Raw genomic sequence first — 25,322 nt, forward strand, 5'->3', positions numbered from 1 at the left:
CTTACTGATGATGGGAATCTGTTGGCCTTCCATGGGTTGCCCCGAGGCTTGCGGACATCTTGGTGTTATTCTTGGCGTCGCGCAGCGCAATCCGACCGATGCCGGCCATTTTACAGCCTGCGGCGAAAATTGACAGTTCACAATCAAAAGTCCCAACAACAATGACCTCCGAGCAACGCCCCACCTCCGCCCGCACCGTGTTCTTCGTTTCCGACGGCACCGGCATCACCGCCGAGACCTTCGGCCACTCCGTGCTCACCCAGTTCGAGATGCGCTTCCGGCAGATCCGCCTGCCCTTCATCGACACGGTGGACAAGGCGCGCGAGGCGGCGCGCAAGATCAACGAGGCGGCGATTGCGGACGGCCAGCGCCCCATCATTTTCAGCACGCTCGTGCAGGCCGAACTGTCGTCCGTGCTGCGCCAGTGCACCGGCCTGCACATGGACCTGTTCCAGAGTTTCGTCGCGCCGCTGGAGGAAGAACTGGGCGTGAAATCGACGCACACGATCGGCCGCTCGCACAACATCGTCGACAGCGAGGAATACCGCAACCGCATCGAGGCAATCAATTTCAGCCTGGCCCACGACGACGGCCAGTCGCACAAGAACCTGGCCGAGGCGGACGTGATCCTGGTGGGCGTGTCCCGCTCGGGCAAGACGCCGACTTCGCTCTACCTCGCCATGCAATACGGGATCAAGGCCGCCAACTACCCGCTGATCCCGGACGACTTCGAGCGCGGCAAGCTGCCCTCGGCGCTGTATGCCTACAAGCCGAAGATCTTCGGGCTCACGATCACGCCGGAGCGCCTGACGGAGATCCGCAACGAACGGCGCGCCGGCAGCAAGTACGCGTCGATCGAGAACTGCCGCTACGAGGTCAATGAAGCGGAAAACATGATGAAGCGCGAAGGCATCCGCTGGCTGTCCTCGACCACCAAGTCGATCGAGGAGATCTCCACGACGATCCTCCAGGAGATCAAGCCGAACCGGCGCGAGTACTAGCAACGTTGAAGGGGAACCGGATCACCGGCAGTGAAGGATCGCCTCTGGTGTCGTACACCTTTCTCCGCAGAAGAAAGGTGTACGACACCGGTTTTCTCCAGAGGCATCCCGGTGTTCGTTGAAGCCGTAGTGAGCCGCCGCTCGTCAATATGAAGCGAGTATGATGACCCGCATCTCCACCGGAGGTGTCATCATGGTCCAGTCCGCTTATTTACCCGATCAACTAGTACCCGCAGCATTGAAGGAAGCCGGCCTGGAACCGGCGGTGGTCGACGACGTCGTCGGCCGCATGGACGAAACGCAGTTCGAGGCTGCCACCAGCCTCCTGCTGACCGTCCTCGACAGTGAGGAAGCCGCTGGCCGCGTGACCGCGGTCGATCCCGCCACCCGGCAGCCGCGCCCCCTGCACGGCGCGGAAGAAGGCCAGTCCGTGGCCTTCGACGTCACCGGATCGTTCAAGGAAAGCTTCTTCCCCATCGCCGGCCTGGTGGCCACGTTCATCGCCACCGACCGGCCGAATCCAGCCGACGTACCGCACGCGGCCGACGCGCTGAAGGCGTTCTGGACCAAGCTCATCGCGCTGACGCCGCGGCAGGACGACGATGCGCTGGCCGTCGCCCGCGCCGTCGGCACGCTGGCCACTCGCGCCACGCATGCCTACAGCGAACTGGCCCCCTCTTCCGCCGACATCGCTTCCGAGACCGGCCTTTCCGGCCCGGAACTGGTGGCGGCGCTGAAGCGGCTGTGCGACCTCGGCGTGCTGGCCAATGTGGAATGGGGCGGCGAGCCGGGCGACCTCAAGAACCCGGGCAACCGGTGGCGCCTGACGGCCTGAGTTCCCGGCACCCCAGCAAAACTTCCTGAAGCGGGGGGGTGAAGCGGGGCCGCCTGCAAACCGGTGCGGGCTGCCATGCCCGCACTCCTTCCAGACCCCGGTTTTAGAAAACTCTGCCGTATTGCGTGAAACCGGACTTACGGATTGCCCCGCCCGCCAGCCACGCCATACACCTGGCCGGTGGTGTAGCTCGATTCGTCGGACGCCAGCGTGACGAAGGTGGCGGCCAGCTCGGCGGGCTGGCCGGGGCGCTTCATCGGCGTATCGCCGCCGAAGTTGACCAGCGCATCGGGCTCCTGGCCGCCGCACACCTGCAGCGGCGTCCAGATCGGGCCCGGCGCCACCGCGTTCACGCGGATATTCCTGGCGGCCAGCTGCTTGGCCAGCGATTTCGTGAACGCCACCTGGGCTGCCTTCGTCTGCGCGTAGTCGAGCAGGTTTTCCGACGGGTCATAGGCCTGCACGGAAGCCGTGACGATGATCGCCCCGCCATTGGCCATGTGCGGCACGGCGGCCTTGCAGATCCAGAAATTGGCGTAGATATTCGTCTTCATCGTCCAGTCGAACTGCTCGGTGGTCAAATCGAGGATCGACTCGACGGATTGCTGCCGCGCCGCGTTGCTGACCACGATATCGAGGCCGCCCAGCTGGCGTGCAGCGTCGTCGACCAGCTTCTTGCAGAATCCTTCGTCGCGGATATCGCCCGGCAGCAGCACGGCCTTGCGCCCCGCCTTCTCGATCAGCGCCTTCACTTCCTGCGCGTCCTGCTCCTCGAACGGCAGGTAATTGATCGCCACGTCGGCACCCTCGCGCGCATAAGCGATGGCGGCCGCGCGGCCGATGCCGGAGTCGCCGCCTGTGATCAGGGCCTTGCGGTTGGCCAGCCGCCCGCTGCCCTGGTAGGTCAGTTCGCCGTGGTCGGGCCGCGGCGTCATCTTGGCGGCCAGCGCCGGCCATTCCTGCTGCTGGCGCGGGAACGGGGGCCGCGGGTATTTCGGCGGGCGCCTGGTGGCGGTCCGGGTGGTGCCGGCCGGCTGCTGGGCCATCACGCTGCCCGCCGCGCCGGCCGCCGCGAGGCCGGTTGCCACGGCGCCGACGAAACGGCGGCGCGATGGTTGCATGTTCTCTTCCTGCTGTGTCACTTGCTGGTCGTTCGGATCCATCGAAAGACTCTCCTGGGGTTCGGTAAAAGTTGGGTAAACTGCCGGGGTGACAATCTAGACAAGAAAACGATTGCATGCCACACCTTTGCCTCCGGAAAGCTGTCACAACCTTGGCGGCTCGCGCGTCTTCAGGGGAATGACCATTCAAGCCATCCCGATCATGACCGAAGAAACCCTCGCCCCGTTCGCCACGCTGCGCCCCCGCCTGTTCTCGATCGCCTACCGCATGCTTGGCACCCGCGCCGACGCCGAAGACGTGGTGCAGGATGCCTGGCTGCGCTGGGCCGGCACCGACCACGGCGCCGTGCAGTCGGCCGAGGCATGGCTGGTGACGGTGACCACCCGCCTGGCCCTCGACCGGCTGCGCGAGCGCAAGGCCGAGCGCGAGAGCTATGTGGGCTGGTGGCTGCCCGAACCGCTGGTGGAACTGGACGAGCGCACGCCCGAATCGGCGGCCGAGCTGGCGAGCGACGTTTCCGTGGCCATGCTGTGGGTGCTGGAACGGCTGGCGCCCGAGGAGCGCGCCGCTTTCCTGATGCGACAGGTGTTCGACCAGGATTACGCCGACGTAGCCACCGCGCTGGGCAAAAGCGAGGCGGCCTGCCGCCAGCTCGTGTCGCGCGCGCAGGCCAGGGTGCAGCAGGAAAAGCCGCGCTTCGCCGTGTCGAAGGATGCCCACCGGGAACTGCTGTCCCGCTTCATGCAGGCCGCCGCCAGTGCCGACCGTGCGGCGATGAAGACTTTCCTTGCCGACGACGTGCGGCTGATATCCGATGGCGGCGGCAAGGTGCCCTCGTTCGGCAAGATCCTGGTGGGCGCGGCGCGCATCGCCGGCGTCTATTGGTCCGTCGAACATGCGTATCCCGGCAAGATCACGTACCGCATGGCGCGCGTGAACGGCGAGCCGGGGCTGGTGCGCTATGTGGACGGCGTGGTGGAGTCGGCGCAGGCGTTCATCATCGAGGGCGGCAAGATCGTTGCCGTGTATGCGATTCGCAATCCGGACAAGCTGCGTGGGATTGCGCCGCTGTCGTAAGTATCGGCGTGGGCCAAGATCGTACCGACTCCGGCGGGGACAACCGGTGTCGTACACCTTTTCCGGCGCAGCCGGAAAAGGTGTGCGACACCAAACGTCGGACGCCGCGGAATGTGCGCCCACTAACCGACTCATCCGTCAATTACCGCTACCATCTTCCCATCAAAAAGGGCGGGCGCCCGTTTGCCATCGCGCGCCCGTCTTCTCCTCGCCTCGCGCCGCGGTGCGAAGCTTCCAAGCGCAGGCCCCGCCCTGCCATCCATCCCGTCCAACAAAGGAGAAGACATGGACTATGTTTTGCTGGGTAACGACCTGACCACCTGGATGATCGCCATCGGCATCGCCGCCGCCGTCAGCATGGCACTGTACGGCGCCAACAAATTCCTCGTTCGCCGCATCGGCTCCTTCGCGGGGAACACCGCGACCCACATCGACGACATGGCCGTGCGCGTGCTGAAGAAAACCAGCACGGCGTTCATCGTGGTCATGGGTATCTATGCGGGCACGCAATGGCTGCTGCTCTCGCCGAAGGCGGAGACGCTGCTGCGCAACCTCGCGGTGGCGATCCTGCTGCTGCAGATCGCCCGCTGGCTGGACGTGGGGGTGCGCGGCTGGATCGACTTCTATCGCAAGAAGCGCGGCGCCACCGACGTGGCCGCGACCACGTCCACCGCCGCCCTTACCTTCGTGGTGCGCACGGCCCTGTGGGCGGTCATCGTGCTGATGATCCTCGATAACTTCGGCGTCAACATCACCACGCTCGTGGCCAGCTTGGGCATCGGCGGCATCGCCGTGGCGCTGGCTGTGCAGAATATCCTGGGCGACCTGTTCTCGTCGCTGTCGATCCTGCTCGACAAGCCCTTCGTGGTGGGCGACTTCATCACCGTGGACGACCTCGCCGGCACCGTACAATACGTGGGCCTGAAGACCACGCGCATCCGCAGCCTGAACGGCGAAGAGATCGTGTTCTCGAACAGCGACCTGCTCAAGAGCCGCATCCACAATATCCGCCGCATGGAGTCGCGCCGCGTGGTGTTCACCGTGGGCGTGACCTACGACGTAAGCGAGGAACAGCTGGAAAGCATCCCCGCCATGCTGAAGGAAATCGTCGCGAGCAAGGAAAACGTGAAGTTCGACCGGGCCCACTTCAAGGCCTTCGGCGCCTCGTCGCTGGACTTCGAAGTGGTGTACATCATGCAGACACCCGACTACGGCGTCTTCATGGACACCCAGCAGGCCATCAACTTCGAACTGTTCCGCCGCTTCAACCGCGCCGGCATCGAGTTCGCCTACCCGACGCAGACCGTGAAGCTGTCGAACCCGGAAGTGCTGCGCGGCGAGGCGGCCAACGAGGCGTATGAAGGCGAGGAGCGGCGCCGCCCGGCACCGGTGCCCCGGCCCGGCGCACACTAATTCCATTTGGCCAAATGTATTAGCAAAATCATAGTACAATAGGCCGCATTTTCCGGAATGCGGCGCCGCCCTCCTGTCTGCGGGCGGCACCTTTCCGCCGCTTTCCTTCCCTCGCAACGGCTGGCCGTCGCCAGCCTTGCATCCGTCCGCGTGAACGGTAACCGCGATCGTGGTTGCACACGCTCAATCCAGTTCGGCGCACCTGCCAAGCGCCCGACGCATCGCTGTTAAAGGATGAATCGCCATGCAAGTATTGCAGTCCCGCATCACCAACGCCGTACCTTCGATCACCCCTGGACACTTCCTGCTCGCCACCGACCTCGATGGCACCCTGCTCGCCGGCTCGGCCGAGGCGCGCCGCCGCGTGCGCGAGCTGTTCACCGCCGCACCGCGCAACGCCAAGCTGGCCTTCGTGACGGGCCGCGGCCTCGAATCGATCCTGCCGCTGCTTTCCGATCCCACGATTCCCGTCCCCGACTACATCATCGCCGACGTGGGGGCCACCATCGTGCATGGCGCCGACCTGCAGCCGGTGGACAACCTGCAGCAGGAAATCGCCGACCGCTGGCCCGGCTCGCAGGCCGTGCTGAAGGCGCTGGCGGACTTCCCGCGCCTGCGCCGCCAGAGCGTGCCGCAGGAGCGCCGCTGCTCGTTCGTGGCCAGCGAGGCCGACGTGACGCCGGCCCTGCGCGCCGCCGTCGACGCGCTGGGCTGCGACCTCCTGATGTCGGCCGGCTGCTACCTCGACGTGCTGCCGCGCGGCGTCGGCAAGGGCCCGGCGCTGCTCCGGCTGGCCGAGGCGGTGGGCATCGACCGTAGCGCCATCGTGGTGGCCGGCGACACGCTCAACGACCTGTCGATGTTCGAGACCGGGCTTGCCGGCATCGTGGTCGGGGGCGCCGAACCGGCCCTGGTGCAAAAGCTGCGCCGCCGCCCCTCCGTGTACATCGCCACCGGCGAGGGTTGCGACGGCATCCTGGAAGGCCTCGTCCACCACGGCGCCCTGCCGCGCACCGGCCGGAGCGCGCCCGTGATCGGCGCGCATGGCGATGCCGACCTGGTGATGGTCTACCACCGCCTGCCCTTCGACGAAGTCACGGAGGGCGGCGTGACGACCCGCCGCCCTCCGAAAAGCCCGAACGGCATCATTCCCACGCTGCTGCGCTTCTTCGCCGGCAGCCGCAAGGGCTCATGGGTAGCGTGGTCGCAGCAGGACAGCCGCGAGCCCGAGGATTTCGAGACGCACGTCACGGTCGACGAGGCGGCGTATCCGCGCCTGCGCGCGGCGCGCATCCCGCTGACAAGCGAAGACGTGGACCTGTTCTACAAGAAGTTTTCCAAGGAAGCGTTCTGGCCCATCATTTTCTCGTTCCCCGACAAGGCCGAGTTCAGTGCGGCGCACTGGGAACGCTTCCTGGAAGTGAACCGGCTGTTCGCCGAACAGACGGCGCGCGAGGCGGCCGAGGGTGCCGTGGTGTGGGTACACGACTACAACCTGTGGATGGTGCCCGCCTTCCTGCGCCCGCTGCGGCCGGACCTGCGCATCGCGTTCTTCCACCACACGGCCTTCCCGTCCAGCGACGTGTTCAACATCCTGCCATGGCGCCGCGACATCATCGGCAGCCTGCTGCAGTGCGACTACGTGGGCTTCCACATCCCCCGCTATGTCGAGAACTTCGTCGACGCGGTGCGCTCGTTCGCGCCGGTGGAAATGGGCCCGGCGGTGCCGTGCGCGCCGCGCTTCCTCACCTACGGCTGCGCGCTCGGCGTCGACACGATGACGACCTCGATCGAAGCCGGCGGCCGCACCGTGACGCTGGGCGCCCACCCCGTGGGCACGGACGTGGCGCTGATCGAAAAACTCGTCGCCCAGCCTGGCGTAGCGGACAAAACCGCGGCAATCGAGGAATACCTGGGCGGCACGACGGGCATCGTGTCGATCGAGCGGCTCGACTATGTGAAAGGGTCGCTGGAAAAGCTGCAGGCGTTCGAACGGCTGCTGGAACAGCACCCGGAGCACATCGGCAACGTCACGTTGCTGAACATCATCACGCCGGCCGCGCCGGGCATGGAAATCTACGACAGCCTGCGCGTGGAAGTCGACCGCGCCGTCGGCCGCATCAACGGCCGCTTCTCCACGCTGGACTGGGTGCCGGTGCGCTACTTCTACCGCTCGCTGCCGTTCGATGAAGTGATCGCCCATTACGCCGCCTGCGGCGTGGCGTGGATCACGCCGCTGCGCGACGGCCTGAACCTGGTGGCCAAGGAATACGTGGCGGCGCGGCGAGCGGCCGGCAAGTCCGGCGTGCTGATCCTCTCGGAATTCGCCGGCGCCGCCGTCGAACTGCATGGTGCGCTGTTGACCAATCCGTACGACGCCAAGTCGATGACGGCGACCTTGCACCAGGCGCTGACGATGGGCGCCGAGGAACGCTCCTACCGCACCGCGCGCATGGCGATGATCGCTGCAGAACACGACGTGACACGCTGGGGTGACGACTTCCTGGCCGCCGTCATGCGCGGCAGCGGCGACGACGAACTGCAAGCGGCGTAAGAGCGACCTTTGGTGTCGGACATCTTTTTCCGCAGGAAAAAGGTGTGCGACACCGGTTTTCTCATGCGGTCGGACTGGGCTTCAAGAAAACCGGTGTCGTACACCATTTCCCTGGGGGGAATGGTGTACGACACCGAATGCATCGATCGCCGCGGGCGGCAGTCAGAAAAACTGCCGCCACTCCACCAGCCACTTCGGGAACTCGTCGACCGGCATCGGGCTCGCAATGTAGTAGCCCTGCGCATACGTGCACCCCAGCCCCTGCAGGAAATCCCAGTCCTGCTTGGTCTCCACGCCCACGGCGCAGGACATGCGGTCCAGGCTCCGGGCCAGCCCGAGGCAGGATTTCAGTACGGTGCCGATGGCGCGCTTCTTCGAGGCGCCGTCGACGAAGCTGCGGTCGATCTTCAATTCGGAGAACGGGATCGATGCGAGCAGCTGCAGGTTCGAGCGCCCGGTACCGTAGTCGTCGATGGCAAGGCCAAAGCCCATCATGCGCAGGCGCAGCAGGCGTTCGAGGAAGTGCGGGTCCGTCTGCAGCACCGACGATTCGGTGATCTCGAAGGTGATGTAGCCGGGCAGGATGCGGTGCCGCTCCAGGCAGGCGCCGATCTGGGCGATGAATTGCGGGTGCGACAGCGTGCCGGGATCGACGTTGACCGAGAACGAGATCGGAATACCCTGGTCGTGCAGCGTGCGGCAGGCGGCTACCGATTTCTCGATCATGCTCCAGTCGAGGAAGTCGATGCGCCCGGCTTCTTCCAGCACCGGCACGAAGGCGGACGGCCCGAGCATGCCGTGCACCGGATGCCGCCAGCGCGCGAACATTTCCAGGCCCTTCACCTGCCCCGTTTCCAGCTCGATCTTCGGCTGGAAGAAGGGATCGAATTCGCGCGCCTGCAAGCCTTTGCCCACTTCGGCGAATGTGAACGCCGGCGCCGCGGGAGCGGCCGCGGAACCGGCCGGCCGCGCATAGTTGGCGACGAGCGATTGCAGGCGCTGCGCGGAGACCGGCTTGGCGACGGCACCCAGCAAATCGACGCCGTAGGCCAGTGCCATCGTCTCCACCGAAAACAGGATATCCCCGCTCTGCGCTCCCACCACGATCACGCCGGAGCGGCACTTGTCCTCGCCCAGCCGCCGGATCAGTTCCAGCCCATCCATGCCGGTCAGCGACAGGTCGAGGACGATGATGTCGATGCCCGCGATGTTTGTCCCTGCGCCATCGAGCACGCGCAGCGCCGCATGGCCGTCGGGCGCCGTGTGCACGTGCTGGGCGCCGGCGCTGCGCAGCAGTCCTGACAACAGCTCGCGCTGCACCGGTTCGCTCTCGGCCACCAGGAACTGCAATGCGGCGATGTCCATGACTCCTCCGTGTCAGCCGGCTCGCGCCTGGCTTTGCCTCACCTGTTCGAAGAAACACACGGCCGCGCACGCGGCCACGTTCAGCGATTCCACCTGGCCCAGGTGCGGGATCACCACCTGGTGTTTCGCCAGCGACAGCAGCTCATCCGATACGCCCTGCCCCTCGTGGCCGAACACCCAGGCCACCGGGCGCTTCAGGTCGATGTCGTACAGCTTCTGCTTCGCATAGCCGCTGGTGGCCAGCGTGGCGATCTTCGCGCCGGCCAGCAGCGGTGCCAGAGGCACATTTTCGTGGATATCGAGCACGAAGTGCGCACCCATGGCGGCGCGCAGCACCTTCGGCGACCAGCAGAACGCGGTGCCGGGGCTGCAATAGACTTCGCGAATGCCGGCGGCCGCCGCGCTGCGCAGGATCGAGCCCACGTTGCCGGGGTCCTGCACATTGTCGAGCAGGACGGCGTTCGTGGCCAGCGCGGCGGGCACGGCCTGCCGCGGCATCTCGACCAGGAACAGGATGCCCACGCCATGCTCCACCTGCGACAGCGGCTCGTACAGCGCGTCGGGCAGTTGCAGCACGCGGCCGTGGTGCGCTTCCAGCTTCGCGACCAGGGCCACCACTTCGGGATGGCGCAAGCCGCTCTCGCTGACGATGCACTGCTCCGGCTGGCCGCGCAGTTGCAGCCACGTCTCGCACAGGTGCACGCCGTCGAGCAGCGTGCGGCCGGCCTTGCGCAGCGCATGCGCGCTGGTGGCCAGGTGTTTCAGTTCCTTGTACTGCGCGTTGTCGCGCGAAGTGATCGACTTCAAAACGCGGCCTCCAGCAGCTCGCGCACGGGGGCGAAGGAGCGCCGGTGCACGGGCGTCACGCCATGCAGCCGCAGCGCCTCCAGGTGCTGGGCGGTGCCGTAGCCCTTGTGCTGGTCGAAGCCGTACTGCGGATACTTCTTGTGCAGCTTGCGCAGCGCTTCGTCGCGCGCCGTCTTGGCCAGGATCGAGGCGGCGGAAATCGATTCGATCTTGTCGTCGCCATCGACGATGGCGATGGTCTGGATCTTCATCACGGGGCACTTGTTGCCGTCGATGAGGGCCAGCGTGGGAATCGTCTCCAGCGCGTGCACGGCCCGCTTCATCGCCAGCATCGACGCCTGCAGGATGTTCAGCTTGTCGATCTCCGCCTCGGAAGCCTTGGCGATCGCCCAGGCCACGCAGTCGCGCTTGATCAGCGGCGCCAGTTCCTCGCGCTTTGCCTCGGTCAGCTTCTTCGAATCCTTCAGGCCCGCGATGGGCCGCTCGCGGTGCAGGATGACGGCGGCCGCGTATACGGGCCCGGCCAGCGGGCCGCGGCCCGCTTCATCCACGCCGCAGATGATTTCCTCGAGCGAATATGGCAGGTCGTCGAACAGGCCCGTCTGCATAGTGTTCACGAATTTCTTCCCATGACTTTCAATACCGCCTGCGCGCTCGCCTCGGCGGAATTGCGCAGCAGGCTGTGGTGCATGTCGGTGAAGCGCCGTACCAGATTGGCACGGTGCGGCTCGTCCGTCAATTGCTTCCACATGTGTTCGGCCAACGCCTCGGCGCTGGCGTGGTGTTGCAACAGCTCGGGCACGAGGAATTCCCGCGCCAGGATGTTCGGCAAGCCGATCCACGGCTGGTACCCCATGTGGCGCATGATTTCCCACGACGCGCGCATCATCCTGTAGGCGATCACCATCGGCTTCTTGTACAGCGCCACTTCCAGCGAAGCGGTGCCCGAGGCGACCAGCACCGCGTCGGCCGCGCAGATCGCCATGTGGCTTTCGCCATCGAGCAGCTGCAAGGGCACGTCATCCAGTCCCGCCTCGCGTACCAGCTTCTGGAAGTACTCCTTCTGCTTGTCGCCCGCCATGGGCACCACGAAATGCAGCGAGGGCTCGCGCTGGCGCAGCAGCTTCGCCGCGCCGATGAAGGCGGTGGTGTTGTACTTCAGCTCCCCCATCCGGCTGCCCGGCATGATGGCGACGACCTTCGCGTCGTCGGCCAGGCCGAGGTGGCGGCGCGCCGCCGTCACGTCCGGCGCCAGCGGGATCAGCTCGGCCAGCGGATGCCCCACATAGGTGCAGGGCACGCCGGCCTTCCGATAGATCTCTTCCTCGAACGGGAAGATCACCAGCATGTGCGACACGTTCCTGATGATCTTCTTGATGCGCCCGCCGCGCCAGGCCCAGATCTGCGGCCCGATGTAGTGCATGGTCGGGATGCCCGCCGCCTTCAGCTCGCCTTCCAGGCCCAGGTTGAAGCCCGGGTAGTCGGCGCCGATGAACACGGCCGGCCTGTCGGCCAGCAGCCGGTCGCGCAGCCGGTTCTGGATGCGTTTCAGTTCGCGGTAGCGCGGAATGATCTCGAACAGGCCGCGCACCGTCATCGTTTCCAGTGGCACGTCGGTTTCGAAACCCTGGGCGATCATCGCCGGCCCGCCAATTCCGTGGAAGCGCGCACCGGGCAGGTGCGGACGCAGGCCGGCCAGCAGCCGCGCGGCAAGCATGTCGCCGGACGGTTCGCCGGCGACGATGGCGATGGAGGGCTGCCCGGCCGCCGGGGCGGCGGACAGTTCAGCGGACGATGCCACGGTTCGCGGTATCGAGGAAGGTGCGGAAGGCGCGGATGTGCTCCGCGGCGTCCGGCGTGCCGTTCTCCTGTTCCAGCAACGCCGCCTTGGCCTCTTCCAGCGTATGGCCGGAGCGGTACAGGATCTTGTACGACTGGCGCAGCGCGTTGATCTGCTCGCGCGTAAACCCGCGACGCTTCAGGCCTTCGATATTGATGCCGTGGGCCTGCGCCGGGTTGCCGTTCAGGAGCACGAACGGCGGCACGTCCTGCGTGAGGCTGGTGCTCATGCCCACGAAGGCATGCGCGCCGATCTTGCAGAACTGGTGCACGTTGGCGTAGCCGCTCATGATGACCCAGTCGCCGATCTCCACGTGGCCCGCCATCTGCGCATTGTTCGAGAAGATCGTGTTATTGCCCACCACGCAGTCGTGCGCCAGGTGCACGTAGGCGGAAATCCAGTTGTCGTTGCCCAGTTTCGTCACGCCCTTGTCCTGCACCGTGCCCAGGTTGAACGTGCAGAATTCGCGGATCGTGTTGCGGTCGCCCACTTCGAGGCGGGTCGGCTCGCCCTTCCACTTCTTGTCCTGCGGCGGCGCGCCGATGGACGAGAACTGGAAGAACTTGTTGTCGCTGCCGATCGTCGTGTGCCCTTCGATGACCACGTGCGGGCCGACCCAGGTGCGGTCGCCGATGACGACGTCAGGGCCCACGATCGAATACGCGCCGATCTCGACACCTTCGCCCAGCTGTGCCTTCGGATCGACGATCGCGGTAGGATGTATGGTCGCCATGCTGCTGCCTCCCTTCTGTTTCCCCACCCTTACTGTGCTTCGGCGGTGTTACGGATGGTGCACATCAGTTCCGCCTCGACAGCCGTCTGGCCATCGACGCTGCCCACCGCCTTGTACTTCCAGATGCCGCGCGACACGCGCAGGATTTCCACGTCCATCTTCAGCTGGTCGCCGGGGCCCACCGGGCGCTTGAAGCGCGCGTTGTCGATGCCCACGAAGTAGACCACCGAGTTCTCGTCGGGCTTCACGCCCATCGTCAGGAACGACAGGATGGCAGCCGTTTGCGCCATCGCCTCGATCATCAGCACGCCCGGCATCACGGGCTTGTGCGGGAAGTGGCCGTTGAAGAATTCCTCGTTGACGGTCACGTTCTTGATGGCGGTGATCGTCTTGTTCGCTTCCCAGTTCAGCACCCGGTCAACCAGCAGCAGCGGATAGCGGTGCGGCAGCAGTTCCTTGATCTGGTTGATGCACAGGGTCTTGTTTTCTGCAGTGGTGGTCATGATTCGTCTTCTTGTTTCGTTGTGTTCGTTGTCGTGTTTTTCAGGGCTTTTTCCAGTGCCCGGATTTTCTCGCGCATCGTGGAAAGATTGCGCACGATCGCGGCGGACTTTTCCCATTCGCTGTTCTTGGCCAGCGGGTAGAAGCCTGTGTAATGCCCCGGCTCGGGCAGCGAGCGCGACACCATGCTGCCCGACGAGACGTGCACGTGGTCGGCGATCGTCAGGTGGCCCAGCACCATGGCCGCGCCGCCGAACGTGCAGTACTTGCCGATCTTCGCGCTGCCGGCCACGCCCACGCAGCCGGCCATGGCCGTGTGCGCGCCGATGTGGCAGTTGTGGCCGATCTGGATCTGGTTGTCCAGCTTCACCCCATCCTCGATGACCGTGTCGGCCAGCGCGCCGCGGTCGACCGTGGTGTTGGCGCCGATGTCGACATCGTCGCCGATCACCACGCGGCCCACCTGCGGGATCTTGATGTAGACGCCGCCCTCGTTGGCGAAGCCGAAGCCGTCGGTGCCGATCACGGCGCCCGAGTGCAGGATGCCGCGCGCGCCGATCACGCAGCGCGCGTGGAAGGTGACGTTGGCGAAGAAGTGCGTGCCCTCGCCCACCACCGCTTCGCGGCCGATGAAGCAGCCGGCATCGATCACGGCGTTGGCCTTGATTTCTGCGCCGGCCTCCACGGTCACGTGCGGGCCGATGTGGGCGCTGGCGTCCACGCGCGCGGTCGGGTCCACATATGCGGTCGGGTGGATGCCCGGCGGCGGCACGTGCGCCGTCAGCGCCTCGAAGTACTGCGCGGCGCGCGCGAAGTACGCGTAGGGATTCTTCGTGACGATGCGCGCCCCGGAGTAGGTTTGCGCCACGAGCGCGTCATCGTTCGGCGACAGGATCAGTGCCGCCGCACGGCTTTGCCCGGCCTGCGCGCGGAACTTGCTGTTGGAGAGAAAGCTGATGTGTGAAACGCCGGCGTCCGTCAACGGCGCGATCCCCACCACCTGCAGGTTGGGGTCGCCGATCAACTCTCCGCCGAAGCGCTCGACCAGGTCTCCCAGTCGAATGCCCATGAACTATCCAATCAAAAGTGGAAAAGCCGGCCGCGGCTGCACATCGCGCAGCTGCGGCCGGCGTTTTTCGTGATTACTTGTCGAGTGCCGCCAGCACCTTGTCGGTGATGTCGATGCGCGGGTTGGCCCACACCGCATCCTGCAGCACGATGTCGAAGCCTTCGGTCAGCGCCAGTTGCTTGATGATGCGCGTGGCCTTCTCGGCGATCGCCGCGCGCTCCTCGTTGGTGCGCTGGGACAGGTCTTCGCGGAACTCGCGCTGGCGGCGCTGGAAGTCCTTGTCCAGCTCGACCACCTCGCGCTGGCGCTTGATACGGTCGGCCTCGCTCAGCGTGGGCTCGTCCTTCGTGTATTTCTCGGTGGCCGCCTTCAGGCGCGCACCCAGTTCGTTCATCGCCTTTTCCCGTGGCGAGAACTCTTCCTTCAGCTTGTCGCCGGCCAGCCGGGCCAGCTTCGATTCGTTATAGATGCGCTCGGGGCTGAGCCAGGCGATCCGCGAGGACTGGGCCTGCGCGTACGCGGTTCCCAGCGCCAGCCAGCCCAGCGCCACGACGGCAAACATCCTGCCAAGCGTAGCAGTTGCGGTCTTCAACATGATTCTCCTCTGCTCATTCCCCATATTGCCCAGTTCGTCCGGGTTCAGCCTCGGAATCCGGCCTCAGAAACCGGTACCCATCTGGAACTGGAAGCGTTCCAGGCGGTCGCCGTACATCGGATTAATAGGCTTAGCATAACTCAACTTCAGGGGGCCCACCGGGGAAATCCAGCTCACCCCCAGACCGGTCGAGAAGCGCAGCTCGGACAGGCGCATCTTCGCCCCTTCCTGGTAAACCTGGCCGCCGTCGAAGAACGCGAACCAGCGCAGGCTACGGTCCTTGCCCTGCCCCGGGAACGGGAACTGCACCTCGGCATTGCCGATCAGGCGCGAGGCGCCGCCCAGCGCGTCGCCGTTGGTGTCGAGGTAACCCAGCGAGGAGCTGTAGTAGCCGCGCACCGAGCCGATGCCGCCCGCGTAGAAGTTCTTGAACACCGGGTATGGGCGGTCGCCGATGCCGTGGCCGTAGTCGAACTCGCCCTTCAGCGCCAGCGTGGCCCAGGAAGTGAGCGGACGGTACCACTGGTGCTCGTACACCGCGCGGAAGTACTTCGAATCGCCGATCAGGTCCAGTTCCAGGTTGGCGCGCTGGTAGCGGCCGATCGTCGGCGTCACCGCGCTGTCGCGGCTGTCGCGGCCCCAGGCCACCGTCAGCGGCACGGAGTTCGACGACACGGTGCCCTCGCCGCTGGCCGGGCCGCCCAGGTCGCGCACATACTGCTTGAAGTACGTGGGGCTGGTGAAGTCCGTCTTCACGGTCGCGCGTTCCAGGCCGATGCCGAAGAACACGGTATCGACTTCGGAGAACGGCACGCCCCAGCTCACGCGGCCGCCGGTCTGGCGGATCGAGTAGCCGCCGATGTTCACGGCCGGCGGGTCGAACGTGCGCAGGTACAGCTCGTAGCTCTGCGACACGCCGTCGTCCGTGTAGTACGGGTTCGTTTGCGAGAACGCGATCGTGCGGCTGTATTTGCTGGTGTTCAGTTCGATGCCCACCGTGTTGCCCGAGCCGGCGAAGTTCGCCTGCTGGATCGAGGCGGACAGGCTGAACTTCTCAGCCTGCGAGAACGCGCCGCCGATCTGGAAGTTGCCGGTCGGCTTTTCGACCACGGTCAGGTTCACGTCCACCTGGTCGTTGGTGCCCTGCGCTTCCGGCGTGTCCACCGTCACGTCCTTGAAGTAGCCCAGGCGGTCGACACGGTCGCGCGAGAGCTTGACCTTGTTCGCGTCGTACCAGCTCGATTCGAACTGGCGGAATTCGCGGCGGATCACCTCGTCGCGTGTGGTGGTATTGCCCTGGATGTTCATGTGGCGCACATAGGCGCGCTTGCCCGGATCGATGAAGAAGGTGAAGGCGACTTCGCGCTTCTCGCGGTTGATCTCCGGGTTGGCGTTCACGTTGGCGAACGCGAAGCCGAAGGTGCCCAGGCGGTCGGTGATCAGCTTGTTGGTCGCGGTCAGGCGCGCGCCGGAATACGTTTCACCCTTCTTCAGCAGTACCAGGGAACGCAGCTCGTCCTCGCGGCCGAACATCTCGCCTTCGAACTTGATGTCGGAGACCGTGTACTTCTCGCCTTCGGTGATGTTGATGGTGAGGTAGATGTCCTTCTTGTCCGGCGTGATCGAGACCTGGGTGGAATCGACGTTCATCTCCACGTAGCCGCGGTCCAGGTAGAACGACTTCAGCGCTTCCAGGTCGCCGGTCAGCTTCGTCTTCGAATACTGGTCGGCCTTCGTGTACCAGCTGAACCAGCCCGACGTGTTCAGCGACAGTTCCTTGCGCAGCTCCTTGTCGGAGAACACCTTGTTGCCGACGATGTTGATCTGCTTGATGCGGGCGATCTCGCCTTCATCGACATTGAACATGATGGACACGCGGTTGCGCTCCATCGGCGTGACGGTGGTGGTGACCTTCACGCCGTACAGGCCGCGCGACAGGTACTGGCGCTTCAATTCCTGCTCGGCGCGGTCGACGGTCGCCTTGTCGAAGGTCTTCGCTTCGCCCACGCCGATGTCCTTCAGCGCGTTGACGAGCATGTCCTTCTCGAATTCCTGGGTGCCGGTAAAGTCGACCTTGGCGATCGCGGGGCGTTCCTCGACGATCACCACCAGCACGTCGCCATCTTTTTCCAGCCGCACGTCCTTGAAGATGCCGGTCGCGTACAGCGCCTTGATCGTGGAGACGGATTTATCGTCGCTGAACGTTTCACCCACGCGCACCGGCAGGTAGCTGAACACGGTGCCCGCCTCGGTGCGCTGGATGCCTTCGACGCGGATATCCTTGACGACGAAGGGTTGGATGGCGAAGGCGCTGCCGGAGCAGAACGCCAGGACGGCGGCACCGATCAGCGTGCGGCGAAACGAAGGCGAGGCAAAGCGGTCAGAAATGAATTTCATTGGCAAAATTAAAGGCGTGAAAGCCGCTTCGCGATAATCCGGCAGCGTCTTGCGACACCATTTCCGCAATCATTCCGAACCAGCTTCCCGAATACGAGACTGCACACGCGGCCAAGCGGATTACAGCAACCGCGCGACATCGTTGAATACAGCGAGCGCCATCAAGGTCACCAACAACCCGACACCCAGCCGCTGTGCAATCTCCCCAAAACGCTCCGGCACCGGGCGCCCAGTCAAAACTTCCAGCGAATAATACAGCAAATGGCCGCCATCCAGAACCGGTATCGGGAGCAAATTCATTACCCCGAGGCTGATGCTGACGACCGCCATGAACGACAGATAGCTGGCCAGCCCGATGCGCGAACTCTGGCCCGCGTAATCGGCGATCGTGATGGGACCGGTCACGTTCTTCCACGAGACTTCGCCGACGATCATCCTGCCGATCATGCGCACGGTGAGTACGCTGGTGTCCCACACCTTGCGCGCGGACTTGGCCAGCGCGGCGAGCGGACCATCCGCGACGACGATCATATCCGGCCGCCCCAGCAGTTCGACCTTGATCTTACCGACTGTTACACCGTCTTTACCCGTCTCCGCGTCCGGCACCACGGGCACCTGCACGATCTCGCCGCCGCGCCGCACGTCGAGCTGCACCGTGCGGCCCGCGGCCTTGCGGATCGCGCCGCTGAACGCACCGATATCGACGACCGGCTTGCCGTCCATCGCCACCACCTGGTCGCCGCTGCGCAGGCCGGCGCGCGCGCCGGCACCCGCCGGATCGACCTTGCCCAGCACGGGCGCGGGCAGCCAGATGGCAAAGCCCAGTGCGCCCGGCACGTCATCGTCGAGGTCGACCGCGCGCAGCGCTTCCGCCGGCAGCGTGAACGTGAAGCGGCCGCGCCCGGGCCGCTCCAGCTCGACCTGGGCGGGCGTGCCATCCTTCGCCTCGACCACCGCTTCGATCAGCTCCCAGCGCAGCTCGGACCAACCCTGGACGGGATTGCCGTTGACGGCGCGCACCACGTCGTCGCGATCCAGGCCGGCGATCGACGCGGGCGTTCGCGCCGCCGGCTCCGCGATGCGCGTGGCCGGCTCCTCGATGCCGTGCATGTACAGGCCGGCGTACAGCGCGATCGCCAGCAGGAAATTGGCGATGGGGCCGGCGGCGACGATGGCGATGCGCTTCCACACGTTCTGGCGCGTGAATTCGCGCGGCAGGTCGTCGGGCGGGATATCCTTCGCGTCCTGCTCGCGGGCGTCCAGCATTTTCACGTAGCCGCCCAGCGGCAAGGCGGAAACGGCCCACTCGGTCTGGTCCGGCCCGAAACGGCGCGACCACACCACGCGGCCCATGCCGACCGAAAAGCGCAGCACCTTCACGCCGCACCAGCGCGCCACCAGGTAGTGGCCCAGCTCGTGGATGATCACGAGCGTGCCCAGGGCAACGATGAAGGCAAGCAGTGTCTGCAGCAGGTTCATGGTAAGCCCCTCGCAATCCGCGCCGTCAGGCGTTGGCCGCCTTCAGCGGATGGCCCAGCGCGGCGATCGCCCGCTCGGCCGCGGCGCGCGCCGCCGCATCCTGCGCCATCACCGCCTCGATCGACGAGGCCGGGCCGTGCGGCAGCGAATCCATCACGCCGGCGATCACGCGGTCGATCTGGCGGAAGCCGATGCGCTCCTCGAGGAAGGCTTGCACCGCCACTTCGTTGGCCGCATTCAGGAGGGCCGGCGCCGTGCCGCCGGCATTGAGCGCGTCGTACGCGAGCGCCAGGCAGGGGAAACGGTTGAAGTCGGGCTGCTCGAATTGCAGGGTACCCACCTGCGTGAGGTCCAGCTGGGCGACGCCCGATTCGATGCGCTCCGGGTAGGCCAGCGCGTTGGCGATGGGCGTGCGCATGTCCGGATTGCCCAGCTCGGCGATCACGGAACCGTCGGCATACGACACCATCGAATGGATCACCGATTGCGGGTGGATCACTACCTCGATTTGCGCGGCCGGCGCGCCGAACAGCCAGTGCGCCTCGATCACTTCGAGGCCCTTGTTCATCATCGTGGCCGAGTCGACCGAGATCTTGCGGCCCATCGACCATTTCGGGTGCTTGCACGCCTCGGCCGGCGTGACGGTGTCGAGCGTTTCGACGGCGCGCTTCAGGAACGGGCCGCCGGAAGCCGTCAGCAGGATCTTCGTGACACCCGCCGCCTTCGGTACGCGGCGGTAGTTCGCCGGCAGGCACTGGAAGATGGCGTTGTGCTCGGAATCGATCGGCAGCAAGGTGGCGCCGGACTCGGCTACCGCATCCATGAACAGCTGGCCGGACATCACCAGCGCTTCCTTGTTCGCCAGCATGACCTTCTTGCCGGCGCGGGCCGCGGCCAGCGTGGGCGCCAGGCCGGCGGCGCCCACGATGGCGGCCATCACCGCATCGGTCTCGCTGCCCGCCGCCACGTCGCACAGGGCTTGCTCGCCCCACCCCACCTGCGTTTCGACATTCATCGCGCGCAGCAGCGCGGCCAGCTGGTCGGCCGCGTCCGCACTGCCGACGACGGCGACCTTCGGCCGGAACTGCCGGCACTGGGCGGCCAGCTCCTCGACACGGCTGTGCGCGGACAGCGCATACACGGTGTAACGGTCGGGATGGCGGGCAATGACGTCGAGCGTGGAGACGCCGATGGAGCCGGTGGCGCCAAGGATGGTGATGCTTTGCATGAGAGTGCCTTAAATTACAGCCAGCCGCCGATGAGCGCTGCGATCGGCAATACGGGTACCAATGCGTCGATGCGGTCGAGCACGCCGCCATGGCCGGGCAGCAGGTTGCTGCTGTCCTTGAAGCCGGCGCGGCGCTTGAGCTGGGATTCGAACAGGTCGCCGGCGATCGACGCGGCCACCATGACGGAGAGCGTGGCCAGGGCAACGCCCCAGCCCAGTTTCGCCTGCATGCGCACGGCGAAGGTATCCTGCAGCCACGGCTGGTGAGGCGCGGCAAGGATCGTGATCGTGGCCAGCACCAGCACGGCGATCCAGCCGCCCACGGCGCCTTCGACGGATTTGCCCGGCGAAATCGTGGGCGCCAGCTTGCGCTTGCCGAATTTCTTGCCCGAGAAGTAGGCGCCGATGTCGGCGATGAACACGACCGCCATCACGGACACCAGGTACAGTGGAGAAACCTGGAACAGCACGAGGATCGCGACGAAGCACGACACCAGCGTGGCGGCATAGACCATCGACAGCAGCGTATTGCCGAACCCTTCCATGGGCGGCAGGCCGACCTTCAGCGATGGCAGGAAGCGCAGCAGCCAGATGGCGGCGCCCAGCGCGAGCCAGAAGCGGGCCTGCTCCAGCCCGGTGTTCAGGAAGAAGGTATAGAGAAAGGCCGCCGTCCAGCAGGCGGCGATCACGACGGGCACGCGCAGCTTGAACAGGCGGAACGCTTCCCAGGTGACGGCGAAAAACGCCACCGCCACGAGCGCCTGGACAGCCGGCAGCGAGCCGGAAAACAGCACGGCCACCAGCACCACGAACAGGATGACGGCGGTAATGATCCGGGTCTTCAGCATGAGTTGTTATTTTTTCAGTTGTTCACCGGTGCGGCCGAAGCGGCGCTCCCGGTGCTGGTAGGACGCGATCGCTTCGTCCAGCTTCTCGGCGGTGAAATCGGGCCAGTACGTGTCCGTGAAATACAGCTCCGTATAGGCGAGCTGCCACAGCAGGAAGTTCGAGATGCGCTCTTCGCCGCCGGTGCGGATGAACAGGTCCGGCTCCGGCGCATAGGCCATCGCCAGGTGCGGTGCCAACTGCTCCTCGGAAAAGTCGGTGGCGCCCGGATGGGCCGATACCATCTTGCCAATTGCCTGCATGATATCCCAGCGGCCGCCATAGTTGGCGCACACGGTGACGGTGAGGCGGGTATTGTTCGCCGTCTTGCGCTCGGCGTTGGCGATCATTTCCTGGAGCTTGGCGTCGAAACGGGACAGATCGCCGACCACTTTCAGGCGAATGTTATTCGCGTGCATCTTCGCCACTTCACGCTCGAGCGCGGTGACGAACAGGCGCATCAGCAGCGACACTTCCTCTTCCGGGCGGCGCCAGTTCTCGGAACTGAAGGCGAACACCGTCAGGTACTCGATGCCGCGGTTGACGCAGGCTTCGACGACGGTGCGTACCGCCTCCACGCCCTTGACGTGACCCGCCACGCGGGGCAGGAAGCGCTTCGTGGCCCAACGGCCGTTGCCGTCCATGATGATCGCCACGTGGCGCGGCACATTCCGTACGTCGGGCACCGCGGTCGTCGAACTCGTATATCTCATTAGTAACGCTTTAATGCCAAAAGATGAACTGTACAAAAAAAACCGGGGACAGGCACCTATTTTCAAGAAATATTTTCCTGATAATAGGGCTGTCCCGGGTGTGGGCGGAACTGGCTGAGGGTGCGCGCCGCTGACGCAATTTCACCGGCAGCGCGTGCGGCTTGGTGTCGGACACCGGATTTTCGGTGTCCGACACCGGTTTTCCGAAAACCCGGTCACTGACTCCGGCGCAGAAAACCGGTGTCTGACACATTTTCGGGCAAGCCCGAAAATGTGTCAGACACCAGGCCCTGCACGTTCGAAGTGACTTCCGGCTTTATACCGTCAGCACTTCCTTCTCTTTCTCGGCCACGATCTTGTCGATATCGACAATCGCCTTGTCGGTCAGCTTCTGCACGTCGTCCGAAGCGCGGCGCTCTTCGTCTTCCGAGATCGCCTTGTCCTTCGTCAGGCGCTTCAACTGTTCGTTGGCATCGCGGCGGATATTGCGCACGGCGATCTTCGCATCCTCGGCTTCGCTCTTGCACAGCTTGACCATTTCCTTGCGGCGCTCTTCGGTCAGCGGCGGGGTCGGTACGCGGATCGTGTCGCCCTGGGCGGACGGGTTTAGGCCCAGGTCGGAATCGCGGATCGCCTTTTCGATGGCGCCGGCCATCTTCTTCTCGAACGGCGTCACGCCGATCGTGCGGGCATCGATCAGGGTCAGGTTGGCCACCTGGTTGATCGGCGTGGGGTTGCCGTAATAGTCCACGGTCACGTGGTCCAGGATGCCTGCGTGGGCACGGCCGGTACGCACCTTGGCCAGGTCGGCCTTCAGCGTTTCCAGCGATTTCGCCATCTTGTCCTGGGCGTTCTTCTTGATGTCAGCGGTAGACATGCTGCTCTCCTGTTGTTTCTCTTGAGGTTCGTATTTTAGACGTGTACCAAGGTGCCTTCGTCCTCACCCATGATCACGCGCATCATAGCGCCTGGCTTGGTGATCGAGAAGACCTTGATGGGCAGCTTCTGGTCGCGGCACAGCGCAAAGGCGGTGGCGTCCATCACCTGCAGATGCTTGGCGATCGCGTCGTCGAAACTGATGGTGCTGTACAGCGTGGCGTTCGGGTCCTTCTTCGGGTCGGCGCTGTAGACGCCGTCGACCTTGGTGGCCTTCAGCACGATCTCGGCCGAGACTTCCGAACCGCGCAGCGCGGCAGCGGTGTCGGTGGTGAAGAACGGGTTGCCGGTGCCGGCCGCGAAGATCACGACCTTGCCTTCTTCCAGGTACTGCAGCGCTTTCGGGCGCACATACGGTTCCACGACCTGCTCGATGCCGATCGCCGACATCACGCGGGCAGTCACGCCCACATGGCGCATCGCGTCGGCCAGGGCCAGCGCGTTCATCACGGTGGCCAGCATGCCCATGTAGTCGGCAGTGGCACGGTCCATGCCCTGGGCGCCGGGCGCCACGCCGCGGAAGATGTTGCCGCCGCCGATCACGACCGCCAGTTCCACGCCCATTTTTGCGACCTCGGCCACGTCCGCGACCATGCGCTCGATCGTGCCGCGATTGATGCCATACGGGTCATCGCCCATCAGGGCCTCACCGGACAATTTGAGGAGGACGCGCTTGTAGGCTGGTTTTGACATGAGCTGGGGCTCCTAAGTAAATGTATTCGGTGACATTCCGGCGGCAATGATAGCCTCGATGGCTTCCTGCGCCGGGTGATACTCCAACCGTGCGACCCCGTTCGGGGACGGGTGGATGTTGCATTCTGTGTTGCGTTTGTTCGCGGCGAGGATGTTGGCAGATCCCATCACCCTCCCCGGCCTTCGGCCGCAACCCGCCTAAAAAAACGGGCCTTTCGGCCCGTTTCTTGATTACGCTCCCTTGGAAGCAGCCATCTGGGCTGCCACTTCAGCAGCGAAGTCGTCGACTTTCTTCTCGATGCCTTCGCCCACCACGTACATGGTGAAGCCCTTCACGGTCGCGCCGGCGGCTTTCAGCATCTGCTCGACGGACTGCTTGTCGTTCTTCACGAAGGCCTGGTTCAGCAGCGACACTTCCTTCAGGTACTTCTGCACGGAACCTTCCAGGCGCTTGGCGACGATGTCCGGCGACTGGGCCGGCTTGCCTTCGGCGGCGGCCTTGGCTGCGTCTTCGTCGGCTTTAGCCTGGGCAACCGAGCGCTCTTTTTCGATCAGTTCAGCAGGCACCTGGTCGGAGGACAGCGACACCGGCTTCATTGCGGCGATGTGCATTGCCACGTCTTTACCAACCTGGTCGTCGGCGCCCTCGAAGTCGACGATCACGCCGATCTTGGTGCCGTGCAGGTAGGAAGCCAGCTTGCCGGTCGTTTCGAAACGCTGGAAGCGGCGGATCGACATGTTTTCGCCGATCTTGCCAACCAGGGCGGAACGCACTTCGTCCAGCGTCTGGCCGGATTCGGTCGGCAGTGCCAACAGGGCTGCCACGTCGGCCGGGTTCTTCTCGGCGGCCAGCTTTGCAGCGGTGTTGGCCAGGGCCAGGAAGTCGTCGTTCTTGGCGACGAAGTCGGTTTCGGAGTTCACTTCGACCAGGGCGCCCACGTTGCCCGAGATGAATGCTGCCACCACGCCTTCGGCGGTGATACGCGCGGAAGCCTTGGCAGCCTTGCCGCCCAGCTTAACGCGCAGGATCTCTTCTGCCTTGTCCATGTCGCCGGCCGCTTCGGTCAGGGCCTTCTTGCATTCCATCATCGGTGCGTCGGTCTTTGCGCGCAGTTCGCCGACCATTGCTGCGGTAATCGCTGCCATATGTTTCTCCTGTTATTCGGTGGGGTTGCCGGGGCGGCGCCTCGCGGCAGCCTGCTCATCCAGCACGTTGTTAAAAAAAAGGGGAGCTGGAAGCCACCCCTTTTTAACAGCCTAATATTTAGTGCTGATGTCCGCCGAGGGCGGACGCGAGCCGATTACGCCTGCTCGTTGACTTCCACGAACTCGTCGCCGGCCGCCGTCTTGATCGACTCCAGCACGTCGGCGGAGGCGTTGGCACGGCCTTCCAGGATCGCGTCTGCCACGCCGCGGGCGTACAGGGTGATCGCTTTGGACGAATCGTCGTTACCCGGGATAACGTGGGTCACGCCTTCCGGCGAGTGGTTGGTGTCAACCACGCCGATGACCGGAATACCCAGCTTCTGGGCTTCGGTGATGGCGCCTTTGTGGTAGCCGACGTCGACCACGAAGATCGCGTCAGGAATACCGCCCATATCCTTGATACCGCCGATGGATTTCTGCAGCTTTTCCATTTCGCGACGGAACAGCAGTGCATCCTTCTTGGTCAGCTTCTCGACGGAGCCGTCTTCGACTTGCGCTTCCATGTCCTTCAGGCGCTTGATCGAGGTCTTGATGGTCTTGAAGTTGGTCAGCATGCCGCCCAGCCAGCGCTGGTCGACGTAAGGAACGCCAGCGCGCTGTGCTTCAGCAGCGATGATGTCGCGTGCCTGGCGCTTGGTGCCCACCATCAGGATCGTGCCACGGTTGGCGGACAGTTGGCGAACGGTCTTCATCGCCTCCTGGTACAGCGCCATGGTCTTTTCCAGGTTGATGATGTGAATCTTGTTGCGGTGGCCGAAGATGAACGGAGCCATCTTTGGGTTCCAGAATCGGGTTTGGTGGCCGAAGTGGACGCCGGCTTCCAGCATTTCACGCATCGTTACAGACATTTTTTACTCCAGGGTTGGGTCTGGA

23 protein-coding genes are annotated in these 25,322 nt (G+C 64.8%); 5 read left to right on the forward strand and 18 right to left on the reverse strand.

Annotation, left to right across the window (positions count from 1 at the left end; translation table 11 throughout):
* Positions 1-161: 161 nt before the first annotated feature.
* Both V6Z91_RS26570 and V6Z91_RS26575 read left to right on the forward strand, forming a co-directional pair.
* Entirely contained in the window at positions 162-1,001 is an 840-nt protein-coding gene (locus V6Z91_RS26570) for a pyruvate, water dikinase regulatory protein (RefSeq protein WP_338763379.1), read from the forward strand.
* 193 nt (positions 1,002-1,194) lie between these two features.
* Positions 1,195-1,836 (forward strand): hypothetical protein, encoded by a 642-nt coding sequence (locus V6Z91_RS26575; protein ID WP_338763381.1) that lies wholly within the window; start codon positions 1,195-1,197, stop codon positions 1,834-1,836.
* Between the two features lie 137 nt (positions 1,837-1,973).
* On the opposite strand, the gene V6Z91_RS26580 is transcribed toward V6Z91_RS26575, so the two are convergent.
* Positions 1,974-2,882, reverse strand: coding sequence for an SDR family oxidoreductase (locus V6Z91_RS26580; RefSeq protein ID WP_338772060.1), 909 nt, complete (start codon positions 2,880-2,882; stop codon positions 1,974-1,976).
* 253 nt (positions 2,883-3,135) lie between these two features.
* Here V6Z91_RS26580 and V6Z91_RS26585 point away from each other — a divergent pair, with 253 nt between their 5' ends.
* From V6Z91_RS26585 to ggpS, 3 genes are all read left to right on the forward strand, one after another.
* On the forward strand, positions 3,136-4,035 hold the full coding sequence (locus tag V6Z91_RS26585) for an RNA polymerase sigma-70 factor (protein ID WP_338763384.1): 900 nt from the start codon (positions 3,136-3,138) through the stop codon (positions 4,033-4,035).
* 285 nt (positions 4,036-4,320) lie between these two features.
* A complete protein-coding gene (locus tag V6Z91_RS26590; RefSeq protein WP_338763387.1) occupies positions 4,321-5,448 on the forward strand; it encodes a mechanosensitive ion channel family protein in 1,128 nt (375 codons plus the stop codon).
* Between the two features lie 244 nt (positions 5,449-5,692).
* Positions 5,693-8,002 carry a glucosylglycerol-phosphate synthase gene (ggpS, locus tag V6Z91_RS26595; RefSeq protein WP_338763389.1) on the forward strand — a complete coding sequence of 770 codons (2,310 nt, stop codon included), beginning with the start codon at positions 5,693-5,695 and terminating at the stop codon, positions 8,000-8,002.
* Between the two features lie 162 nt (positions 8,003-8,164).
* On the opposite strand, the gene V6Z91_RS26600 is transcribed toward ggpS, so the two are convergent.
* The 17 genes from V6Z91_RS26600 to rpsB all read right to left on the reverse strand — a co-directional run bounded on the left by V6Z91_RS26600 (position 8,165) and on the right by rpsB (position 25,297).
* Entirely contained in the window at positions 8,165-9,367 is a 1,203-nt protein-coding gene (locus tag V6Z91_RS26600) for an EAL domain-containing response regulator (protein WP_338763391.1), read from the reverse strand.
* A gap of 12 nt (positions 9,368-9,379) precedes the next feature.
* A complete protein-coding gene (locus V6Z91_RS26605) occupies positions 9,380-10,174 on the reverse strand; it encodes an RNA methyltransferase (protein ID WP_338763393.1) in 795 nt (264 codons plus the stop codon).
* Positions 10,171-10,782, reverse strand: a complete 612-nt coding sequence (gene rnhB / locus V6Z91_RS26610) for a ribonuclease HII (protein ID WP_338772062.1) — start codon at positions 10,780-10,782, stop codon at positions 10,171-10,173. Before rnhB ends, V6Z91_RS26605 begins: the two co-directional genes overlap by 4 nt.
* A gap of 5 nt (positions 10,783-10,787) precedes the next feature.
* Positions 10,788-11,891 (reverse strand): lipid-A-disaccharide synthase, encoded by a 1,104-nt coding sequence (lpxB, locus tag V6Z91_RS26615; protein ID WP_338772064.1) that lies wholly within the window; start codon positions 11,889-11,891, stop codon positions 10,788-10,790.
* A gap of 67 nt (positions 11,892-11,958) precedes the next feature.
* Positions 11,959-12,747 carry an acyl-ACP--UDP-N-acetylglucosamine O-acyltransferase gene (gene lpxA, locus V6Z91_RS26620; RefSeq protein WP_338763394.1) on the reverse strand — a complete coding sequence of 263 codons (789 nt, stop codon included), beginning with the start codon at positions 12,745-12,747 and terminating at the stop codon, positions 11,959-11,961.
* Between the two features lie 29 nt (positions 12,748-12,776).
* A complete protein-coding gene (gene fabZ / locus V6Z91_RS26625; RefSeq protein ID WP_338763396.1) occupies positions 12,777-13,250 on the reverse strand; it encodes a 3-hydroxyacyl-ACP dehydratase FabZ in 474 nt (157 codons plus the stop codon).
* Positions 13,247-14,317: a UDP-3-O-(3-hydroxymyristoyl)glucosamine N-acyltransferase gene (gene lpxD, locus V6Z91_RS26630; RefSeq protein ID WP_338763398.1), complete on the reverse strand. Its 1,071-nt coding sequence runs from the start codon at positions 14,315-14,317 to the stop codon at positions 13,247-13,249. The genes fabZ and lpxD overlap by 4 nt, the downstream gene beginning before the upstream one ends.
* Before the next feature lie 73 nt (positions 14,318-14,390).
* Complete coding sequence (locus V6Z91_RS26635) at positions 14,391-14,912, reverse strand: OmpH family outer membrane protein (protein ID WP_338763401.1); 522 nt, start codon at positions 14,910-14,912, stop codon at positions 14,391-14,393.
* A 63-nt stretch (positions 14,913-14,975) separates the two neighbouring features.
* Entirely contained in the window at positions 14,976-17,309 is a 2,334-nt protein-coding gene (bamA, locus tag V6Z91_RS26640; protein WP_338763404.1) for an outer membrane protein assembly factor BamA, read from the reverse strand.
* Positions 17,310-17,429: 120 nt separating this feature from the next.
* On the reverse strand, positions 17,430-18,788 hold the full coding sequence (gene rseP / locus V6Z91_RS26645; RefSeq protein WP_338763407.1) for an RIP metalloprotease RseP: 1,359 nt from the start codon (positions 18,786-18,788) through the stop codon (positions 17,430-17,432).
* Between the two features lie 25 nt (positions 18,789-18,813).
* On the reverse strand, positions 18,814-20,016 hold the full coding sequence (ispC, locus tag V6Z91_RS26650; protein ID WP_338763409.1) for a 1-deoxy-D-xylulose-5-phosphate reductoisomerase: 1,203 nt from the start codon (positions 20,014-20,016) through the stop codon (positions 18,814-18,816).
* 14 nt (positions 20,017-20,030) lie between these two features.
* On the reverse strand, positions 20,031-20,864 hold the full coding sequence (locus V6Z91_RS26655; RefSeq protein ID WP_338763411.1) for a phosphatidate cytidylyltransferase: 834 nt from the start codon (positions 20,862-20,864) through the stop codon (positions 20,031-20,033).
* A 6-nt stretch (positions 20,865-20,870) separates the two neighbouring features.
* The gene (gene uppS, locus V6Z91_RS26660; RefSeq protein WP_338763413.1) at positions 20,871-21,614 is read right to left on the reverse strand and encodes a polyprenyl diphosphate synthase; all 744 of its coding nucleotides are present in this window, start codon (positions 21,612-21,614) and stop codon (positions 20,871-20,873) included.
* Positions 21,615-21,930: 316 nt separating this feature from the next.
* Positions 21,931-22,491 (reverse strand): ribosome recycling factor, encoded by a 561-nt coding sequence (gene frr, locus V6Z91_RS26665; RefSeq protein ID WP_338763415.1) that lies wholly within the window; start codon positions 22,489-22,491, stop codon positions 21,931-21,933.
* 35 nt (positions 22,492-22,526) lie between these two features.
* The gene (pyrH, locus tag V6Z91_RS26670; RefSeq protein ID WP_338763418.1) at positions 22,527-23,243 is read right to left on the reverse strand and encodes a UMP kinase; all 717 of its coding nucleotides are present in this window, start codon (positions 23,241-23,243) and stop codon (positions 22,527-22,529) included.
* 231 nt (positions 23,244-23,474) lie between these two features.
* Positions 23,475-24,389 carry a translation elongation factor Ts gene (gene tsf, locus V6Z91_RS26675; RefSeq protein ID WP_338763421.1) on the reverse strand — a complete coding sequence of 305 codons (915 nt, stop codon included), beginning with the start codon at positions 24,387-24,389 and terminating at the stop codon, positions 23,475-23,477.
* A gap of 155 nt (positions 24,390-24,544) precedes the next feature.
* Entirely contained in the window at positions 24,545-25,297 is a 753-nt protein-coding gene (gene rpsB, locus V6Z91_RS26680; protein WP_338763423.1) for a 30S ribosomal protein S2, read from the reverse strand.
* Positions 25,298-25,322 lie beyond the last annotated feature (25 nt).

The sequence above is a fragment of the Massilia sp. METH4 genome, from assembly GCF_037094685.1.
GTDB lineage: Bacteria > Pseudomonadota > Gammaproteobacteria > Burkholderiales > Burkholderiaceae_D > Rugamonas.

What these genes read in the sequence shown, in the direction of transcription:
- V6Z91_RS26570 (WP_338763379.1), top strand. Translation starts at nt 162, where the DNA reads ATGACCTCCGAGCAACGCCCCACCTCCGCCCGCACCGTGTTCTTCGTT.
- V6Z91_RS26575 (WP_338763381.1), top strand. Translation starts at nt 1,195, where the DNA reads ATGGTCCAGTCCGCTTATTTACCCGATCAACTAGTACCCGCAGCATTG.
- V6Z91_RS26580 (WP_338772060.1), bottom strand. Translation starts at nt 2,882, where the DNA reads ATGGCCCAGCAGCCGGCCGGCACCACCCGGACCGCCACCAGGCGCCCG.
- V6Z91_RS26585 (WP_338763384.1), top strand. Translation starts at nt 3,136, where the DNA reads ATGACCATTCAAGCCATCCCGATCATGACCGAAGAAACCCTCGCCCCG.
- V6Z91_RS26590 (WP_338763387.1), top strand. Translation starts at nt 4,321, where the DNA reads ATGGACTATGTTTTGCTGGGTAACGACCTGACCACCTGGATGATCGCC.
- ggpS (WP_338763389.1), top strand. Translation starts at nt 5,693, where the DNA reads ATGCAAGTATTGCAGTCCCGCATCACCAACGCCGTACCTTCGATCACC.
- V6Z91_RS26600 (WP_338763391.1), bottom strand. Translation starts at nt 9,367, where the DNA reads ATGGACATCGCCGCATTGCAGTTCCTGGTGGCCGAGAGCGAACCGGTG.
- rnhB (WP_338772062.1), bottom strand. Translation starts at nt 10,782, where the DNA reads ATGCAGACGGGCCTGTTCGACGACCTGCCATATTCGCTCGAGGAAATC.
- lpxB (WP_338772064.1), bottom strand. Translation starts at nt 11,891, where the DNA reads ATGCTTGCCGCGCGGCTGCTGGCCGGCCTGCGTCCGCACCTGCCCGGT.
- lpxA (WP_338763394.1), bottom strand. Translation starts at nt 12,747, where the DNA reads ATGGCGACCATACATCCTACCGCGATCGTCGATCCGAAGGCACAGCTG.
- fabZ (WP_338763396.1), bottom strand. Translation starts at nt 13,250, where the DNA reads ATGACCACCACTGCAGAAAACAAGACCCTGTGCATCAACCAGATCAAG.
- lpxD (WP_338763398.1), bottom strand. Translation starts at nt 14,317, where the DNA reads ATGGGCATTCGACTGGGAGACCTGGTCGAGCGCTTCGGCGGAGAGTTG.
- V6Z91_RS26635 (WP_338763401.1), bottom strand. Translation starts at nt 14,912, where the DNA reads ATGTTGAAGACCGCAACTGCTACGCTTGGCAGGATGTTTGCCGTCGTG.
- bamA (WP_338763404.1), bottom strand. Translation starts at nt 17,309, where the DNA reads ATGAAATTCATTTCTGACCGCTTTGCCTCGCCTTCGTTTCGCCGCACG.
- rseP (WP_338763407.1), bottom strand. Translation starts at nt 18,788, where the DNA reads ATGAACCTGCTGCAGACACTGCTTGCCTTCATCGTTGCCCTGGGCACG.
- ispC (WP_338763409.1), bottom strand. Translation starts at nt 20,016, where the DNA reads ATGCAAAGCATCACCATCCTTGGCGCCACCGGCTCCATCGGCGTCTCC.
- V6Z91_RS26655 (WP_338763411.1), bottom strand. Translation starts at nt 20,864, where the DNA reads ATGCTGAAGACCCGGATCATTACCGCCGTCATCCTGTTCGTGGTGCTG.
- uppS (WP_338763413.1), bottom strand. Translation starts at nt 21,614, where the DNA reads ATGAGATATACGAGTTCGACGACCGCGGTGCCCGACGTACGGAATGTG.
- frr (WP_338763415.1), bottom strand. Translation starts at nt 22,491, where the DNA reads ATGTCTACCGCTGACATCAAGAAGAACGCCCAGGACAAGATGGCGAAA.
- pyrH (WP_338763418.1), bottom strand. Translation starts at nt 23,243, where the DNA reads ATGTCAAAACCAGCCTACAAGCGCGTCCTCCTCAAATTGTCCGGTGAG.
- tsf (WP_338763421.1), bottom strand. Translation starts at nt 24,389, where the DNA reads ATGGCAGCGATTACCGCAGCAATGGTCGGCGAACTGCGCGCAAAGACC.
- rpsB (WP_338763423.1), bottom strand. Translation starts at nt 25,297, where the DNA reads ATGTCTGTAACGATGCGTGAAATGCTGGAAGCCGGCGTCCACTTCGGC.